Below are 15,151 nucleotides of genomic sequence, written 5' to 3' on the forward strand. Positions count from 1 at the left end.
CGTATTCGGTCCGCTCAACAGGACGTTTTTGACAACTGATTACTACCTACACAAACCATGATTTATTCCATCGTCGCCATTGGTGACCCCGTTTTGAAGACCAAAGCCAAGAACCTGGCTGCCGATTTACCCGCTGCCGACTTGCAGCAACTGATTGCCGACATGTTCGAAACCATGTACTACGCCCACGGCGTAGGCTTGGCCGCTCCGCAAATTGGCAAAGGCGTGCGCCTGTTCGTGATAGATTCCGGGCCGATGGTGGAGGTAGACGAGGAAGACCGCGAAGAACTGGAGCCGCCCATAAAGCGTGCGTTCATCAACCCCGTGATGGTGAGCGAAACCGGCGAAGAATGGGGCTTTGAGGAAGGCTGCCTGAGCATTCCGGGCGTGCGCGAGCTGGTGACCCGCCCCGCCGACATCGTGCTGCGCTATGAGGACGAGAACCGCCAAGTGCATGAGGAGGCCTTTTCCGGCATGGCTGCCCGCATTATTCAGCACGAATACGACCACCTCGAAGGCGTACTCTTTACCGACAAACTCTCGGCCTTCAAAAAGCAACTGCTGAAGGGCAAGCTGGCCCGCATCAGCAAGGGCGACGTGAAGCACGACTACCGTATGAGGTTCGCAACAGACGGCAAGCGGCGGTAAACCAGCCTAATTTCGGCTCTCGCAACGTACCAGATGAAGCCCGGCCGCCTGGCTGCCAAGGTCCAATTCGCTACTCGGGAACCCGCCGTAATCATCAGGCGATGCACGGCCCTGAGCGACGCTCACCCACAGCCACGCCGCACTTGCATTGGGCAGGCGTCAGGCGACCTGTAGTAGGGCTGGAATAGGCTTGCCCGGTACTGAGCGGGGCTGCACAGCTATTGGCAGTGAGTTTATAACGAAACGCTTTGTCCTAAAGATACAGAATTTGACTTTATAGACATTCCTCGTATCTTTTACCCGTGAAAAAATATGTACTCCTGCTTCTCGTTTGCTTACCGTTATTTCTCGTCTCTCGCCAGGCGTGGGCGTGGGGGTTTTTCGGCCATCGGCTGCTGAACCGGCTAGCCGTGTACACACTGCCACCGGCCATGATAGGCTTCTACAAAGCCAATATTGACTACCTGACCGTGAACGCCACACGGCCCGATTCGCGGCGCATGGTGGTGCCCGGCGAAGCCCCCAAGCACTTCCTCGACGTAGACCGCTACGGCGACAGCGCCGAGTATAAAATGCCCCGCAAATACGCTGATGCCGTGGCCCGCTACGGCGAAGACTCACTGCTGCGCCACGGCATCGTGCCCTGGAACGTGGTGATGATGAAAAACCAGCTCACCGCCGCCTTCAAGGCCCGCGACACCGACCGGATTCTGCGGCTCTCCGGCGACATGGGCCACTACATTGCCGATGCCTGCGTGCCGCTGCACACCACTAAAAACTACAATGGTCAGCTCACCAACCAACGCGGCATTCACGGGCTATGGGAGTCGCGGCTGCCCGAGCTGCTGAGCACCGACTATGATTTATTTACTGGCAAAGCAAAGTACCTCGAAGACCCCACCACGGCCATCTGGGCGGCCGTGATTCGCTCACACGCCGCCGTAGACTCGGTGCTGCTATTCGAGAAAGAGCTGACGGCTCAGTACCCCGGCGACCGTAAGTTCGGCTACGAACAGCGCAACAATCAGACAGTGCGGACCTATTCGCGCGATTTCAGCAAAGCCTACCACACTAAGCTCAACGGGCAAGTAGAGCGCCAGATGCGCTACGCAGCCTCTCTCATCGGTAATTTCTGGTTTACGTGTTGGGTTGATGGCGGCTCGCCGGACCTGAGCAAGCTGCCCCGCACAGCCTCCGAAAACGAAAAGCAGCAGTTGGAGCGCGAAGCCAAAGAAGCCGCTGCCGCGCCTACAGTAAGCGCACCGGGGCATGATGAGTGACGCTTAATGAAAGCGTAAGTCTAACTGACTTCTTCGTTTTTCATTACCAGTTCCTCAGTAAGCGCCTCCGTCACATGGAGTTGGTCTAAGTCGACTACGGCAATGCCATCCTCCCCCACCTCGTAGGCCCGGACGAAGCGGCGGTGCCACTCTATCTCGTCGTGCGTGTAAGAATTGCGGGCGTGCACGTCTTGAGCGAAGGTATCATCGTAGCCCTTGAGTTGAATAATAACTTCAATATCAAAAACTTCGTAGTCTTCCGGGCCGAGGCCATATAGTGGGCTGTCGGGCGTGATATCGTGCACCACCGTCCAACTCAAGGGAAAAAAGCTGATAGAATCACGCTCCAGGGGTAGGAAATCGTATTTCTGGTTACTCGTGGCCGGGTCTACGGTTTTAAGAAGTACGCGGGCCTGTAAGTCAATCAGGATGTTGGAGCGCTGGTTGGCGATGCGGAACTGCAAGCACGGCGTACCATCGGCACGACGGCTGATGATGGCCGTCTGGCTGAAATGAATGCGCGCCGAGGGCCGCGAAAACCGGCCGTAGAGCAATCCCGTAGCCAGCGCGAAGGTGAGCACGCCCACCAAGGCCTCCACGCTCGATACTAAACCGGTGCCGTTGCTACCAGGGTACACGTGGCCGTAGCCAACGGAAGTGAAGGTTTGAATCGAGAAAAACAAGGCGCTTAGGAAGTCCTGCCACCAGCCTCGCGGTGCTGCTACACCAGGCAAGTCATTGAGCCCCAGACCTAGGTAGACAAAGGCAAACACTCCATTCAGTACGCTGAAAAACAGGATCAATAGCCCAATAAACGACCACCAATCCATCTGAATAAGCGATTGGTAAAGGTCGTAGCGATGAGGCCCGCCGCGCCGTCGCACGTTAAAAGAGCCGTCGTGGTTGATGGCCCGCTTGGTACGGCGCGAGAACTTTTCGCCAATGCCAGGGTCGAGGGTAGCCATTTGAGAAGGGAATGAGTTGGTGGGGTGCCTTGGAGGACGCGGATTGAAAGTGGGAAATCAAAAATAGAAGTTTGGGTGGAGAATGTAGCCCGTCCGCACATCCGTCCTCGATAAACCCGCCGATGAGGCTCCGGTTTTCGTCCTTGCACACTCACTCATTTTTCCCCCAACTCATCATGAAAGGCATCTATTCGCTCATTTTGCTCACTATTTCCAACTTGTTCATGACTTTCGCCTGGTACGGGCACCTGCACTTATTCAAGAAGATGGCCTGGTTTGCCAAGCTGGGGCTAGGCGGTGTTGTTCTGGTAAGCTGGGGACTCGCCCTCTTCGAATACATGTTTCAGGTGCCCGCTAACCGGCTGGGATTTGCAGAGAATGGCGGCTCGTTCAGCCTATTTCAGCTCAAAGTCATTCAGGAAGTTATCAGCCTCACGGTATTCACTCTGTGCGTGGTATTTGTCTTCAAAACCGATAAGCTAGGCTGGAATCATTTAGTGGGATTCGGGCTACTAGTGGCAGCAGTTTATGTAATTTTTAAGAAATGGTAAGCCAAAATTTAGTATGATTATTTTATTATTTTTATAAATAAGGTCGGCCGAGCACATAAATTTGACGGTTTTGGCTTGGATAAAACACTAGTATTTCAACTTTTCTTAAGCATTTGGTTCTACTACTTTATAGCCATGCCGGCGTCGGCGCCAGCAGCCTGGTACCCGAAGGCTTGTACATGGTGGGCTCCGATGCAACGGCTTATCACTCCTTTTTAGTGGCAACGACTTTGGCCTAGATGACCTTTACATCGGCACCTGCGCCGTGTCGCTGGTTGTGAACAACATCATCAGTGGTGCGTTGAGCAACACCTCACCAGCCCAGACCGTTGCGTCGCTGAGCGCAACCGTAACTGGTGGTCCGCCACTGAGTAACTTCACTATCCAGACGTTGCCTAATACGACCAGCGGCATCCTGTACCTGGGGGGTTCGCCGGTCATTCCCGGTCAGATTATTCCCTCCGGCCAAGCCAATCAGCTCATGTTTGCCCCCGTGGCCGGCTATGTAGGCAGCGCCGTATTCACTTACACCGCCACCGACAACAGCGGTGCGGGCAGCAACAACACCGCCACCTTCACCATTCCGGTAGACAATCGTCCGCTGCCGGTGGAACTGGTTTCGTTCGAAGCAACTGCCGTGGATAGCCGCGACGCGCAACTGACTTGGCGCACAGCTTCGGAGAAAAATAACGACCATTTCGACGTAAAAATAACGACCATTTCGACGTGGAGCGCAGCTTCAATGGCGAAACCTTTACCCAGATAGCTACCGTGGCTGGTCAGGGCAACACCAGCCGCCCCACCAACTATGCCTACACCGATGCCGGCGTGGGTGTGGGCCGCAAAGGCTTTTTTCATTACAACTCGGGGCAGCCACGTGAGGATTTTCTATTTGCATTTTCCCCAAGTGAATTCTCGGATTTTGCTCTGTGTTTGACTGCACACTTCAGCGCATAAGGCAAAGCCGCGGCAGGTATTCAGGTTTATCCAATCATAGCATATAGCTCTGTTTTACAAAATCTTGTCGCAAGCATTAATCTGCTTATAACCTCACCCGTACACGTAGCGTAACAATGAATCCGGACTTTGTCCGGGCATTCTCTTTCCATATGCCTCACTTCTGCGCCCGAATACTGCTGGTATTACTGCTAGCAGGCAGCTTTGCTTTTTCTACCCAGGCTCAGAAAGTGGGGTTGGTATTGAGTGGCGGTGGGGCGAAAGGACTGGCCCATGTGGGGGTACTCAAGCAGCTGGAGCGCAACCAGATTCCCATCGATTATATCGTGGGTACCAGCATGGGGGCCGTCATTGGCGGCATGTACGCGGCAGGCTATTCACCGACTGAGATTGAGCAAATTGTGCTCAGCCCAGAATTTCAGAACTGGACTTCGGGTAAGACGCTGGAAAGCAAAACATTCAACTACCTCACGGCCGAACCCTCGCCATCGTCGCTACGATTAGGCGTAGCCATCGACTCCACCTTCAGCACGCGGGTGAGCACCAACCTGGTGAATGACCTGAATCTAAACCTGGCCCTGGCCCGACTGATGGCCCCGGCCGGAGCCATCAGCAATTACGACTTCAACAACCTCTTCGTGCCCTTTCGGTGCATGGCATCGGAGGTATTTACGCGGCAGGAAGTGGTACAGCGCAAAGGGTCGCTGTCGGATGCCGTGCGCAACTCCATGACGTTTCCGCTGGCATTCCGCCCCATTCGCAACCTCGATGGGCGTTACTATTTCGATGGTGCGGTGTATGACAACTTCCCCACCACGGCCATGAAACAGAACTTTGCGCCCGACATCATTATTGGGGTGAATGTGGGCGATGTGGCTTACAAAAAGTATCCCAAAAACGATGATGCCCTGCTGACCACCACCTTGTTGTTTCTGGGCACCAGCGTGGCCGACACGGGCAGCGTAGGCAAGAATGGAATTTTCATTCAGCCCAACCTCGAAGGCATGGGCGTCGGCGACTTCGACCTGGTGAAGACCTTCATTGCCAAAGGCGACACGGCCACGCTGTTGAAAATGGACCTCATTAAGCAGCGAATTAGCCGCCGTCAGGATTCTACCATGCTACAAAACCGCCGGCGCGCGTTTCAGGACCGCGCCCCCGCCCCGCGTTTTATTGAGGTAAATGTGAATGGATTGCGGCGTGACCAGAATAATTACGCGGCCTCATTTTTTCGGCGTAAGGGCCGTGAATATTCCCTTGATGATATTGAAGAGGGCTACTATCGCCTGGCATCAGATGATTACTTCAAGAATATCTACCCGCGCATCCGCTACGATGCAGCGCGCAAGGGCTATATTTTTAGCGTCGATGCCCGGCGTAATAACAATGTGTCGGCGGAGGTTGGCTTTGTGCTCAGCAACCGGCCCATCGATAATCTATACGTGGGGGTTGAATTTCGCTACCTCCGCAAGCTGCTCTACACAACCTCGGCTGATGTAAGTCTGGGCCGGTTTTACAATGGCGCGCACGGCTCGTTTCGCATCAATGTGCCTAACAAGATTCCGTTTTACATTGAGCCCAGTATCACTTACAACCAGTGGGATTATCAGAACACCGGGGGGCTACTCGGGCGCGATGTGCTGAGCACCCAGGTACGGCAACGGGACACCAAAATCGGGGCGCAGGTTGGCGTTAGCCCCAACTACCGCAGCCGCTTGCTACTCGACGCGGGCGCGTTCTACAACAACGATTCCTACGCCAATACAAGAGAAATCAACAGCGGAGCGGTTCTGGATGTCACCTCCTTCAGGGGTGGCACCGTGGCCTTGCAATTCACTCGAAACTCGCTCAACCGTAAACAGTACGCCACCAGCGGCCTGCGGGTAGTGAGCACCGTGCGCAGCGTATTCGGCCAGGAAAAATATACCCCCGGCTCCACTGCCGACCCCCTCCGGGCAGCCGCCACGCGCAACCGCCAGTGGCTACAGTTCCGGGCTACCGCCGAGCGCTACTTCCCCCTCAAGGGCGACCGGCACGCTTGGGGCTACTTCGCCGAAGCCGTATTCAGCGGTCAGCCGCGCTTCTCCAACTACCGCTCCAGCATAACCACTGCCCCCTTGTTTGCGCCCCTCCCCGATGCTCGCACATCGTTCAGGGATACGTATCGCTCACCGCGTTTCGCGGCGGCTGGCCTACGCTACAACCAGCCCTTTCTAACCAAGCTCGAATGGCGCTCCGAAGTGTACTTACACGTCAATTACCAGGCGCTTTACCAAGGCCCCAACCAGGAGGCGCTGCTGAAAAAAGGCTTTGAGCGGCCCCGCCTGACGGCCAGCACGGGGGTGCTTTTCCAGACTCCCGTGGGGCCGCTCGCCGTTCATGCCCTGTTCTACGATGACCCCACGCGCCGCTTCAGCATCTACGGGCACTTGGGCTACCTGCTGTTCCGCAGTCGGGCACTGGAATAGGCCGGAGGCATAGCTAAAACTGCTCCGGCTGCCTGAATCAGGCCTTTTAGAGCGGTTTCGGAGTCGCTGTTCCGTAACGCGGACTTTTAGCCCGCGCCTCAGCTGCTCAGGTGGGCTCGCGGACTAAAAGTCCGCGCTACAGCGGGGCAGTACACCGACCCCGAAACGGCTCTAAAATGAAGCGTTTAGCCCCCCTTTGGTCGTTATGCTGCGCTTTTCGAAGCAGGACACGAAATCGGATTTCTAACTAGGTTTAGCAGCCGGGGATAAAATTATTTAGGCCTTCGCAGGCCACCTGCCGGGTTCTGGTGGTCTTTGAGCGAAAAAGCAGACCACGTAGCAACTCTCCCAACCGCTTTCCGTACTTCGCCGCTTCTACCTTCTCGCGCTTGGCGCGTATACTCCGCTATGAGACCTTCTACCGCCTACCACTCTCTCAAAACGGAATTGCGCTCGGTGCGGGCGGAACTAGAATGGATGCGGACCGAACGCGTCGACAAGGCAGAGCATCAGGCACTGGCCGACCGCTACGCGGATAGCCAGGACCGGTTTCGGACGGTGTTTGAGAACTCCCCGCTCGGGCAGAAAATCATTACCCCGGACCTGGTTATCCGGCAAGCCAACCGGGCCGTACTGGACATGCTCGGCTGTGCAGAATTGGAAGACGTGGTCGGCCATAAAATTCAGGAGTTTGCGCACCCGGACCACCAGGAGGACTGGCGCTTTTTGCAGGAGCGGCTCTGGGCCCACAAGCTGCCGCATTTCACCCTCGAAACCTGTCTGGTGCGTATCGACGGGTCCTCGTTCTGGTGCCAGGTCACGTCGATGCGCTTTCCCGACAATGGCGAAGAACTCGGCTTCACGCAGCTGGAGGACATCAGCGACCGCAAAGCGCTGGAACTGTCGGTCAAGAGCATCTACGACGCCCAGGAAACCATCATGCACCTCGTCAGCCATGACCTGAAGACGCCCATTGCCCATATTCAGCTGCTCACGGACTTACTCCAGCGTCAGATAGACGCGGCTCGGCTGGCGACGGACGACGCCCCGGATACGGTCCGGTACCTGGCCCTCATCCGCCAGGCGTGCGCCGACGCTTACAAGCTGCTCCAGGACGTGCTGCTGCTGGGCTCGCTCGACGCCCGGGACGTCAAAAAGCGGCCCACCGACCTAAGCGCCTTGCTGGTGAGCCGGCTGGCGACCCACCAGCTGGCCGCGCAGGAAAAGGGCCTCGCGCTGGTGCTGGACCTACCGGCACAGGCCCTGCGCGCCAACCTGCACGCCGACACCTTCGGGCGGGTGGTGGACAACCTGGTGAGCAACGCCCTGAAGTTTACGCCGGCCGGCGGGCGGGTGACCGTGGGGCTGCAGGAGTGTCCCGGCTGCGTGTTGCTGACGGTGCGCGACACGGGCATTGGCATTCCCGAGGCGCTGCAAGCCGACCTGTTTGAGAAGTTCAGCACCTCGGCCCGGTCCGGCGTGGGCGGCGAGGCCAGCACGGGGCTGGGCTTATTCATCACCCGGCAGATTGTGCAGCTGCACCGCGGCAAGCTGTGGGTGGAAAGCCGGGAGGGCGAGGGCTCCTGCTTTTTTGTGAAGCTGCATTGAGCCGCCCGCCCTTGCAACGGCGAAGGCCTACTGTAACTTCATTTCAGTTGTTATAAAAAGGCCAATTGGCCTAACTAATTCAGCGCCTGCATCACCTCCGTCGCGGCTTCAAGTGGCAGCAGGTGCCCGGCGCCGGGCACCACCGTGAACGGCGTGCCAGCCGGCAGCAGCGGCAGGGTTAGCTCGCGTTGCGTTACGGGCGTAATGGCCACGTCGCCCTCCCCCACCAGCAGGTGGCAGGGCACCTTCAGCGCGACCATTAGCTCCGCAATGCTTTCCCGCGAGCCTTTTCGCAGCCAGCTGGCCCAAGCTGCTGGGCTGCTGCGGAGGTTGTCGGCAATGACGTTGGCGCGCACCGTTGCCGATAGCGGCCGCCGGGTGATTTTGCCGAAGGTCTTTTCGGCTTCCTCCGGTTTGCCGTGGGCTGCCAACAACGCGGCCCGGTCATCATCGGAAATGGGCTCACCCGCCGGCGGAGAAGGTGAGAGCAGCACCAAGCGGCGCAAACGGGCGGGGTGCCGAGCAGCCAGGGCCAACGCCATTTTGCCACTCATGCTGTGCCCAACCAAGGTAAAGTCGCTTACGCTGTTTTGCCGCAGATATTCCGCTATCCAATCAGCGTAGGCGCGCACCGAATAGTCGAACCCCACCGGCACCGCCTGCTGACCAAACCCGGGCAGGTCCGGCGACAGCAGAGCCACATTGGGCCGCAGCAAGGAACGCAGAACATCGTATTCGCGGCCGGCACTGGCCCAGCAGTGCAACGCAAGAATGGTGTGAGCCATAACATAAAATAGGTGAATGCTTGCTTACGGATAGCCCGCCCGTAGCGCCGTAAACTGGTCTCGATTCTACGCACTTACCCAAAGACCACAGGCGGCCTTGAGCATGGATACTCACCCGTCCCGCCAGCGCGGCTTCGACTAGGACCAAGTGCCCGGCACCGGACGCCACCGTGAATAGCATGCAGCAGGGTTGCGCTTCAGACATAGTAGGCTCGGCTAAAGCATCGCATTGTCAGGACCAATAAAAATTTGATGTATGTTATTTTCACAAAATCAAAAAATACCACACACAATCACATAAAAAAGTGTGTGGTATTTTTTGATTTTGTGAAAATAACATACACTTTTTAGTCGCAAGGGTATTTAATAAGTGCCGCGAACCCGCCTTAGATTTCCTGGTGCGGTTCTGGCCAAAGACCAATCAATAGTTCAGCACCAGTCGGACAACAAAAAGCCGCCCGTCGCTACATGCGGCGGGCGGCTTTTTGCTGATACTGTTCCTAGGCCGAGAGGGTGGCCCGGTGGGGAGCAATGCCGTCTCTAATTGCCGTTAGGGTGGCTACCTGGCTGGCAATCTGCTCAGCGTCTACTTCGCCCAGGAAGCGCACCACACCCGTGGTCAGGCGCTTGCGCTTGGTGAGGGTCGTGCGCCGCACCTGCAGGGCCGCTAGTTCGTCGGTGGCTTCTTCCCGGGTTTGCGCATCAATGCTCGCCACGCCCAGCAGGGCCGTGTTCGACGCGATTTTGCTGTCCACCTTCGCCAGCTCAGAGCTGGTGCTGGCCTTCGAGCGGTCGGCCCGCTCGAAGGCCAAGTCAAGGGAGGCGTCGCGGACGGTGAAGGTTTTCAGCTCGAAGTCGAGTTCTTCCTTGGCCTCGTCGCATTCGGCCCAGGTGGTGGGAGAGGAATAATCCATAGGGGTTGAGAAAAAAGGGAAATGGTTAAATTTATTTTTCAAATATAATAGAATAACATTAAATAAAAGCACCGGGGCTTTGTGCCGTTACTTTGTGGCCTTACCCCGTTCTACTGCCTACTACCACATGCTCCCTGCTACCGACACCGATTCCGCTACCGACGAATCCTCCGGCCCCCAACACGCCTACATATGCGCCGGCGCACTGCTCCGCTGCGACAAAGGCACCCTGCCGAGTCAGAGTTGGTCATCCCGGTCCGCTCCGTTTCCATCGGGGGCCCGCCGATGGCTAACGCCAACGACAAAGACCCGTTGGTCAACCAGCTCCACTTTGGCGTGTGCAGCCTCACCCAAAAGCCCTGCTTGCTCACCTGCCACCCCGGGCGCTGGCTCCAAGTGAAGCTCGATGTAGAGGTAGCGGGGGCCCCGGCCCTCCTCGAGTGCTCCAAACTGCCCTGCGCCCTGGGTGGAACCATTCGTTTTGTTCAACCTGGTCAGCTTGCTTAAGGATGGTAACCACTGGCGCCCGCGCTCCCCGAGACACCCACCCCATCGCCCTGCCCAATGTCGCCTACTGGGTGCAGTTCCGGCGCGGGGCCAAGTACCAGGGCGAATACGGCTTTGATTGGGTGGAATGGACCCGCAATTCGGCCAATAACGCGGCCACGGACTTTGACGACCTGGTGTCCGTCGCGGGAACAGCCATTGGCAACTTCGTGGAATGCTTCGACCCGGGCATCCCGGGTATTCCCGCCCAACCGGGCACCCCCGGCACGCCGCTCCCGGCCGCTGCCCCACCGGCCGCCCCGCCGGAAGCCCCGCTCCAGCCCATTACGATGGCTTCCTCGCTGCCCCCGCCCCCGCCGCTGCCGACGACCCTGCCCGTCCGGCTAAACCGGGCATCCCCCCCCGCTACGCACCCGTTACCGGACTCTACAAGCAGTACTATCACCAGGAGCTGCACAAGGGCTACTATAAGCGCCAAGTGCAGAGCAACGACTACTACGTGCCTTGGTGCTCCCTGCGACCCCACCAAACCATCCACCTCAAGCTGGAAGTAACATTTCTCAACAGCAACGCGGTGCAGCCCACCAACTGGTTCACCGTGCTGCCCGATGCCAACTACCTGGTGACCATCAACGGCCAGCCCAACACCGGGCCCATGCACCTGGTCCCGGTAGACAAGCAGGTGCTCGACGTGACCATTGAGTGCCTGCATCCGGCCCCCGAAACGAGCCTCAAGATAGTCGATGAGCTGGGGGCCGCCGTGGGCGAGTTGACGTTGGCCGAAAACCAGTTCGCGTATGAACTGCCGGTGCGGGTGGTCTACCTGCTACTGGGCCGGCCCATGAATCCGAAGGACCCGTTGGGAGCGACCCCGCCGCGCCCGCTCTACGCCGCGAGCCCGCACGCGCAGGCCACGCTGCAAAAGGGTTTTGAAGCCCTCGACTTCCTTAACTACGTTAACACCCACACGCTCAACCAGGCCCTGATTACCTGCGTCGTCACCGCCCCCAAGCCCCCCCTGACCCCACCCACTACCAAGCTGGCCCCCGCCTACCAGGTACTGCTGGATGAGGACCAGCTCAAGAAGGATGGGATAGTACTCGGGGGCCTGCTCCAAGGCGGCGCCAACGCAACCACCTACTGCGAAAAGGTGGCCAACGCCACGCCCGGCGTAGGCCCGTTTGCGGGCCTGACTATTTTCGTGCACGAGTTGGACGTGCCCCCGCCCGCACCGGGCGCAGTAACGAATGCGGCGGGAACTATCTTTCCCGTCGAGGCCAAAACGCTTATTATCTACCGCACGGGCCTAAGCACGGGCTCCCAACGCACCATTGCCCACGAGCTGGGCCACGTGCTGGGTCTAACCCACTCCTTCCTAGACACGAACGATGCAGATGCAACAGCGTATGGAAAGACCATTGATAATCTACAAGGACAACTCATAGATGCGCGAAAGTCCTTAGCAACTGCAACTCAGGCCTCAGCTATTCAACAATTTCAACAAGAGGTCAAGGCGCTGACTAATGCAATTGCTCGGCTGAATACTAGTCTAGACGTTTATCGACAGAACGCCTTCAAATTCAGGAAGTCTTCCACAGAAAATATGATGGATTATGAACCAGGCACCATCCGGCTGTCCTACTGGCAGTGGCAATGGCGGCTGATGCAGGCGGACGTGGCCAACTACTACGGTACCAAAAACGCCGCCAAATGAGGAAGTGCTTCGTATTCGCCCGGAAGAACCTGCTTATGTGTCTTTTAGTGACCGGGTGTGCCCGCTCGTTTCAAGCCCCCCCTCCCCTGATTGGCGTTCACGTAGCCCTGGCATGGCAGAACTTATAGACACTAACATTAAGCTCCATCTTTACGACTCCGTAGAGGTCTACCAACGCGATGGTTTGTACTACGGCTTGCGTCGTAATCATGGTCCTTACGTCTACAGCCCTGAAGAAGCCAAAGAACGTTTATTAGACAGTACTGTATATATCACAACCCCTACCCACAATTACCGATGGCATTTTAATGCTGGCCACCCAGATGGAAGTTGGTCTTACAACAGCCGGATTAACCCAACGCTGTTCTTCATCGAAACCTATCGCAAAGGGGAGTTGCTAAAGCGCGAAAAGTTTAAGGATGGCCCGCCGCCCTATTTTGTCGAAATCTACCGCGATGGGCAGCTGATTGAAAAAAAGGAGTGGACAATCCAGGCAAAAAGTAGCTGTTTCTCGAACGCATTAGGCAGCAAAAGTGTGAAATGAACTCGTTGATGCCTCTTTCATTTCCTTAGCGGGAATTTCTGTTCCTGGGCTAGTGCGACTCCTAACAACGGCTGTTAAGCAGTGGTTGGCAGGTTGTAACGCGAAACTCCACCTTCACCACGCCTGACGTGACCATCCGGAAGGAATACCACTTAGGTAAGCGGTTGAGCCGAAAAACGGGGCCGCCATACCCCGATGCTAAATAGCGAATGACCGTCGCGCCCGTCATGCCGCGACTAGCATTACTCTACTTCATCAATATCCTGACTACCGTAGTGTCGCCTTAGCCCGGCAGCGCCACGGCCAGGGCAGCGGCCTCCGCTTCGAGGGCGACGACCCGCGCCCGAAGCAAGTGCCAGCGCGTGGCGGCCTCAGCGGATAGCGGCCGGGCCTGCCGGTGAAGCCAGTCGGCCCGCCAAGCCGCGCGGGCTGTGGCATTATCGGCGGCGATGTTGGGCGAGTCCGGAGCCTCAAGCAGCGCGGGCAGGGCCTGGGCCCACCGCTCGGCCCGGTGGGCCTGCTGCGCAAGCGGCGCGGCCTGCGCCCTCAGCCGGGCCGCTTGCTTAAGGCACACCCGGCGGCGAAAATCCAGTGTGCCCGCATCCGGGTCCGGAGCGCTAGGCGGGAGCACTTCCGCCGCTACCTCCGGGGCCGGTGGGGCGGCTGGCAATTGTGTCGCCAATGGGAGCAGCGTTTGGAGGACATCGGCGGAGAGGGAGCGTCGGCCATTTTCCAGGGCTTGCACCAGCGCGGGACTGACACCCAGGTAAAGCGCGAGTTCCTGTTGGTGCAAGCCGAACCACGCCCGCACGCGGGCTACCAGCGAAAGAGAGGGGACAGCACGACGGGGCATAGCAGCCTAATTGTGTATGGTATTTTTATGAAATCCAAAAATACCATACATCTCATCCAAAAAAAGAATGGCCGCCTGATAAGCGCCGGAAAGCTCCCCTATTACTTGGGATAATGCTACTTACTACAAAGCTGTTCCTGCAGCGACGTAGCCACTGTCTTCGTGATAAAAGGCTGAAAAATGTGAGCCAATAAAAGGCTACCGCAATCCGCGCCGGAAAAGCTACCGTAGGTGCTTGCCTTGCTACCTGGTAGCGTTGCTATCAATCATCGAATTTTCAATCATAGAATTTCCTTTATTCCCCGCTAGCTACTATTTCCGTCCACCTTTTTGGCTCAAAGCACCTGCTGCCTCTTGATGAGAGGGGGAAGCAGGTGCTTTCGCCTATTCGTCTATGAAGTCAACTCCGGCGTTTCTTACCGCGACGGATGAAGCGGCGCTTGTGCAGCGCCTGCTAGCCCGCGACGAACAAGCCTTGAGCGTAGTGCATGACCGGTACGCCAGGAGCCTGTTCACTGTAATTTTCCGCCTCGTGCGCGATGAGTCATTGGCCCAGGATGTGCTTCAGGAAGGCTTGCTGAAAGTCTGGTTGAGCATTACCAGCTACGATGTTACGCGTGGGCGTCTCTTCACCTGGATGGTGCGGGTGTGCTGCAACCAGGCTATTGATGCGCTGCGTAGCCCGCGCCACAAGTTCCACCGCAGCAACCAGTCGCTGGAAGCTGGCAGCGCCTGGCAGGCCGCCGCCCCATCCAGTTTCAACCCCGAACATATTGGGCTGCGCGAACTTACGCTGCGCCTCAAGCCCCGACAGCGCGAAGTCATCGAATTGATTTATTTTGGCGGCTGTACCCAGGCCGAAGCAGCCGAGCAGCTCGGCATCCCGCTCCCTACTGTGAAAACCCGCACGCGGGCAGCCCTGCAAGCCTTGTCTCAGCTAGCCCACTGAATCCTACTTGCCCGCTCTCACCATGAACTACGCGGTAGAAAACTTCATTGATGATTTGCCCGCCCCGTTTCAGGTTCTCACCCGCCGCCTGCAGGCGCTTTTGCTAAGCCTGGACCCGGCCATGGTAGAGAGCTTCAAATGGCAGGTGCCGTTCTACAGCTACCAAGGGCTGCTCTGCTACCTCAATCCGCAATTGAAAAAGGGGCACGTCGCGCTTGGCTTTGTGCACGGCACCCGCCTTCCCGACCCCACAGGCTTGCTCACGGGAACGGGTAAGGCCATCCGCCACGTGCTCGTGCGCACCGAGGCCGACATATTTCAGCCGGCCGTGCTGGACCTGCTCCAGGCTGCGCTGGCAGCTAACCGGGAAGCGGGGAGGCAGAGACCCAGTAATTCTCCCCGATGAAG

Annotated in this window: 17 protein-coding genes; 13 read left to right on the forward strand and 4 right to left on the reverse strand. The window is 57.5% G+C overall.

Annotation, left to right across the window (positions count from 1 at the left end; all coding sequences use genetic code 11):
- The first annotated feature begins 57 nt into the window (after window positions 1–57).
- Both def and WX88_RS15620 read left to right on the forward strand, forming a co-directional pair.
- Window positions 58–648, forward strand: a complete 591-nt coding sequence (gene def / locus WX88_RS15615; protein WP_046245323.1) for a peptide deformylase — start codon at window positions 58–60, stop codon at window positions 646–648.
- A gap of 302 nt (window positions 649–950) precedes the next feature.
- Window positions 951–1,928: a zinc dependent phospholipase C family protein gene (locus tag WX88_RS15620; RefSeq protein WP_046245324.1), complete on the forward strand. Its 978-nt coding sequence runs from the start codon at window positions 951–953 to the stop codon at window positions 1,926–1,928.
- A 20-nt stretch (window positions 1,929–1,948) separates the two neighbouring features.
- On the opposite strand, the gene WX88_RS15625 is transcribed toward WX88_RS15620, so the two are convergent.
- The gene (locus tag WX88_RS15625; RefSeq protein ID WP_046245325.1) at window positions 1,949–2,893 is read right to left on the reverse strand and encodes an ion channel; all 945 of its coding nucleotides are present in this window, start codon (window positions 2,891–2,893) and stop codon (window positions 1,949–1,951) included.
- Window positions 2,894–3,069: 176 nt separating this feature from the next.
- Here WX88_RS15625 and WX88_RS15630 point away from each other — a divergent pair, with 176 nt between their 5' ends.
- The 6 genes from WX88_RS15630 to WX88_RS15650 all read left to right on the forward strand — a co-directional run bounded on the left by WX88_RS15630 (window position 3,070) and on the right by WX88_RS15650 (window position 8,477).
- Window positions 3,070–3,444: a DMT family protein gene (locus tag WX88_RS15630; RefSeq protein WP_046245326.1), complete on the forward strand. Its 375-nt coding sequence runs from the start codon at window positions 3,070–3,072 to the stop codon at window positions 3,442–3,444.
- 113 nt (window positions 3,445–3,557) lie between these two features.
- Window positions 3,558–3,683 (forward strand): hypothetical protein, encoded by a 126-nt coding sequence (locus WX88_RS31805; RefSeq protein ID WP_262489845.1) that lies wholly within the window; start codon window positions 3,558–3,560, stop codon window positions 3,681–3,683.
- Between the two features lie 26 nt (window positions 3,684–3,709).
- Complete coding sequence (locus WX88_RS15635; RefSeq protein WP_046245327.1) at window positions 3,710–4,210, forward strand: hypothetical protein; 501 nt, start codon at window positions 3,710–3,712, stop codon at window positions 4,208–4,210.
- Window positions 4,171–4,401 carry a hypothetical protein gene (locus tag WX88_RS30870; RefSeq protein ID WP_046245328.1) on the forward strand — a complete coding sequence of 77 codons (231 nt, stop codon included), beginning with the start codon at window positions 4,171–4,173 and terminating at the stop codon, window positions 4,399–4,401. Before WX88_RS15635 ends, WX88_RS30870 begins: the two co-directional genes overlap by 40 nt.
- Window positions 4,402–4,553: 152 nt before the next feature.
- Window positions 4,554–6,869, forward strand: a complete 2,316-nt coding sequence (locus WX88_RS15645) for a patatin-like phospholipase family protein (RefSeq protein ID WP_052732733.1) — start codon at window positions 4,554–4,556, stop codon at window positions 6,867–6,869.
- Between the two features lie 408 nt (window positions 6,870–7,277).
- Window positions 7,278–8,477, forward strand: a complete 1,200-nt coding sequence (locus WX88_RS15650; RefSeq protein WP_046245330.1) for a PAS domain-containing sensor histidine kinase — start codon at window positions 7,278–7,280, stop codon at window positions 8,475–8,477.
- Window positions 8,478–8,551: 74 nt separating this feature from the next.
- Here the strand turns inward: WX88_RS15650 and WX88_RS15655 are convergent, their stop codons facing one another.
- The gene (locus WX88_RS15655; protein WP_046245331.1) at window positions 8,552–9,262 is read right to left on the reverse strand and encodes an alpha/beta fold hydrolase; all 711 of its coding nucleotides are present in this window, start codon (window positions 9,260–9,262) and stop codon (window positions 8,552–8,554) included.
- 500 nt (window positions 9,263–9,762) lie between these two features.
- Entirely contained in the window at window positions 9,763–10,176 is a 414-nt protein-coding gene (locus tag WX88_RS15660; protein ID WP_046245332.1) for a hypothetical protein, read from the reverse strand.
- Window positions 10,177–10,368: 192 nt separating this feature from the next.
- On the opposite strand from WX88_RS15660, the gene WX88_RS15665 reads away from it, so the two are divergent.
- From WX88_RS15665 to WX88_RS30110, 3 genes are all read left to right on the forward strand, one after another.
- Entirely contained in the window at window positions 10,369–10,683 is a 315-nt protein-coding gene (locus tag WX88_RS15665; RefSeq protein ID WP_072053028.1) for a DUF4280 domain-containing protein, read from the forward strand.
- A 214-nt stretch (window positions 10,684–10,897) separates the two neighbouring features.
- A complete protein-coding gene (locus WX88_RS15670) occupies window positions 10,898–12,397 on the forward strand; it encodes a hypothetical protein (protein ID WP_046245334.1) in 1,500 nt (499 codons plus the stop codon).
- Between the two features lie 112 nt (window positions 12,398–12,509).
- Window positions 12,510–12,941, forward strand: coding sequence for a hypothetical protein (locus WX88_RS30110; RefSeq protein ID WP_156176170.1), 432 nt, complete (start codon window positions 12,510–12,512; stop codon window positions 12,939–12,941).
- Window positions 12,942–13,224: 283 nt separating this feature from the next.
- Here the strand turns inward: WX88_RS30110 and WX88_RS15675 are convergent, their stop codons facing one another.
- Entirely contained in the window at window positions 13,225–13,794 is a 570-nt protein-coding gene (locus WX88_RS15675) for a helix-turn-helix domain-containing protein (protein WP_082116068.1), read from the reverse strand.
- Window positions 13,795–14,188: 394 nt separating this feature from the next.
- Between WX88_RS15675 and WX88_RS15685 the strand changes: the two genes are divergently transcribed.
- Both WX88_RS15685 and WX88_RS15690 read left to right on the forward strand, forming a co-directional pair.
- On the forward strand, window positions 14,189–14,743 hold the full coding sequence (locus tag WX88_RS15685) for an RNA polymerase sigma factor (RefSeq protein WP_046245337.1): 555 nt from the start codon (window positions 14,189–14,191) through the stop codon (window positions 14,741–14,743).
- 7 nt (window positions 14,744–14,750) lie between these two features.
- Window positions 14,751–15,149 carry a DUF1801 domain-containing protein gene (locus WX88_RS15690; protein ID WP_156176171.1) on the forward strand — a complete coding sequence of 133 codons (399 nt, stop codon included), beginning with the start codon at window positions 14,751–14,753 and terminating at the stop codon, window positions 15,147–15,149.
- The last annotated feature ends 2 nt before the right edge of the window (window positions 15,150–15,151 follow it).

It is taken from the genome of Hymenobacter terrenus (assembly GCF_000972495.1).
GTDB lineage: Bacteria > Bacteroidota > Bacteroidia > Cytophagales > Hymenobacteraceae > Hymenobacter > Hymenobacter terrenus.

Coding starts and splice junctions, on each gene's coding strand:
- def (WP_046245323.1), top strand. CDS start 58: ATGATTTATTCCATCGTCGCCATTGGTGACCCCGTTTTGAAGACCAAA.
- WX88_RS15625 (WP_046245325.1), bottom strand. CDS start 2,893: ATGGCTACCCTCGACCCTGGCATTGGCGAAAAGTTCTCGCGCCGTACC.
- WX88_RS15630 (WP_046245326.1), top strand. CDS start 3,070: ATGAAAGGCATCTATTCGCTCATTTTGCTCACTATTTCCAACTTGTTC.
- WX88_RS15645 (WP_052732733.1), top strand. CDS start 4,554: ATGCCTCACTTCTGCGCCCGAATACTGCTGGTATTACTGCTAGCAGGC.
- WX88_RS15650 (WP_046245330.1), top strand. CDS start 7,278: ATGAGACCTTCTACCGCCTACCACTCTCTCAAAACGGAATTGCGCTCG.
- WX88_RS15655 (WP_046245331.1), bottom strand. CDS start 9,262: ATGGCTCACACCATTCTTGCGTTGCACTGCTGGGCCAGTGCCGGCCGC.
- WX88_RS15660 (WP_046245332.1), bottom strand. CDS start 10,176: ATGGATTATTCCTCTCCCACCACCTGGGCCGAATGCGACGAGGCCAAG.
- WX88_RS15665 (WP_072053028.1), top strand. CDS start 10,369: ATGCGCCGGCGCACTGCTCCGCTGCGACAAAGGCACCCTGCCGAGTCA.
- WX88_RS15670 (WP_046245334.1), top strand. CDS start 10,898: ATGCTTCGACCCGGGCATCCCGGGTATTCCCGCCCAACCGGGCACCCC.
- WX88_RS30110 (WP_156176170.1), top strand. CDS start 12,510: ATGGCAGAACTTATAGACACTAACATTAAGCTCCATCTTTACGACTCC.
- WX88_RS15675 (WP_082116068.1), bottom strand. CDS start 13,794: ATGCCCCGTCGTGCTGTCCCCTCTCTTTCGCTGGTAGCCCGCGTGCGG.
- WX88_RS15685 (WP_046245337.1), top strand. CDS start 14,189: ATGAAGTCAACTCCGGCGTTTCTTACCGCGACGGATGAAGCGGCGCTT.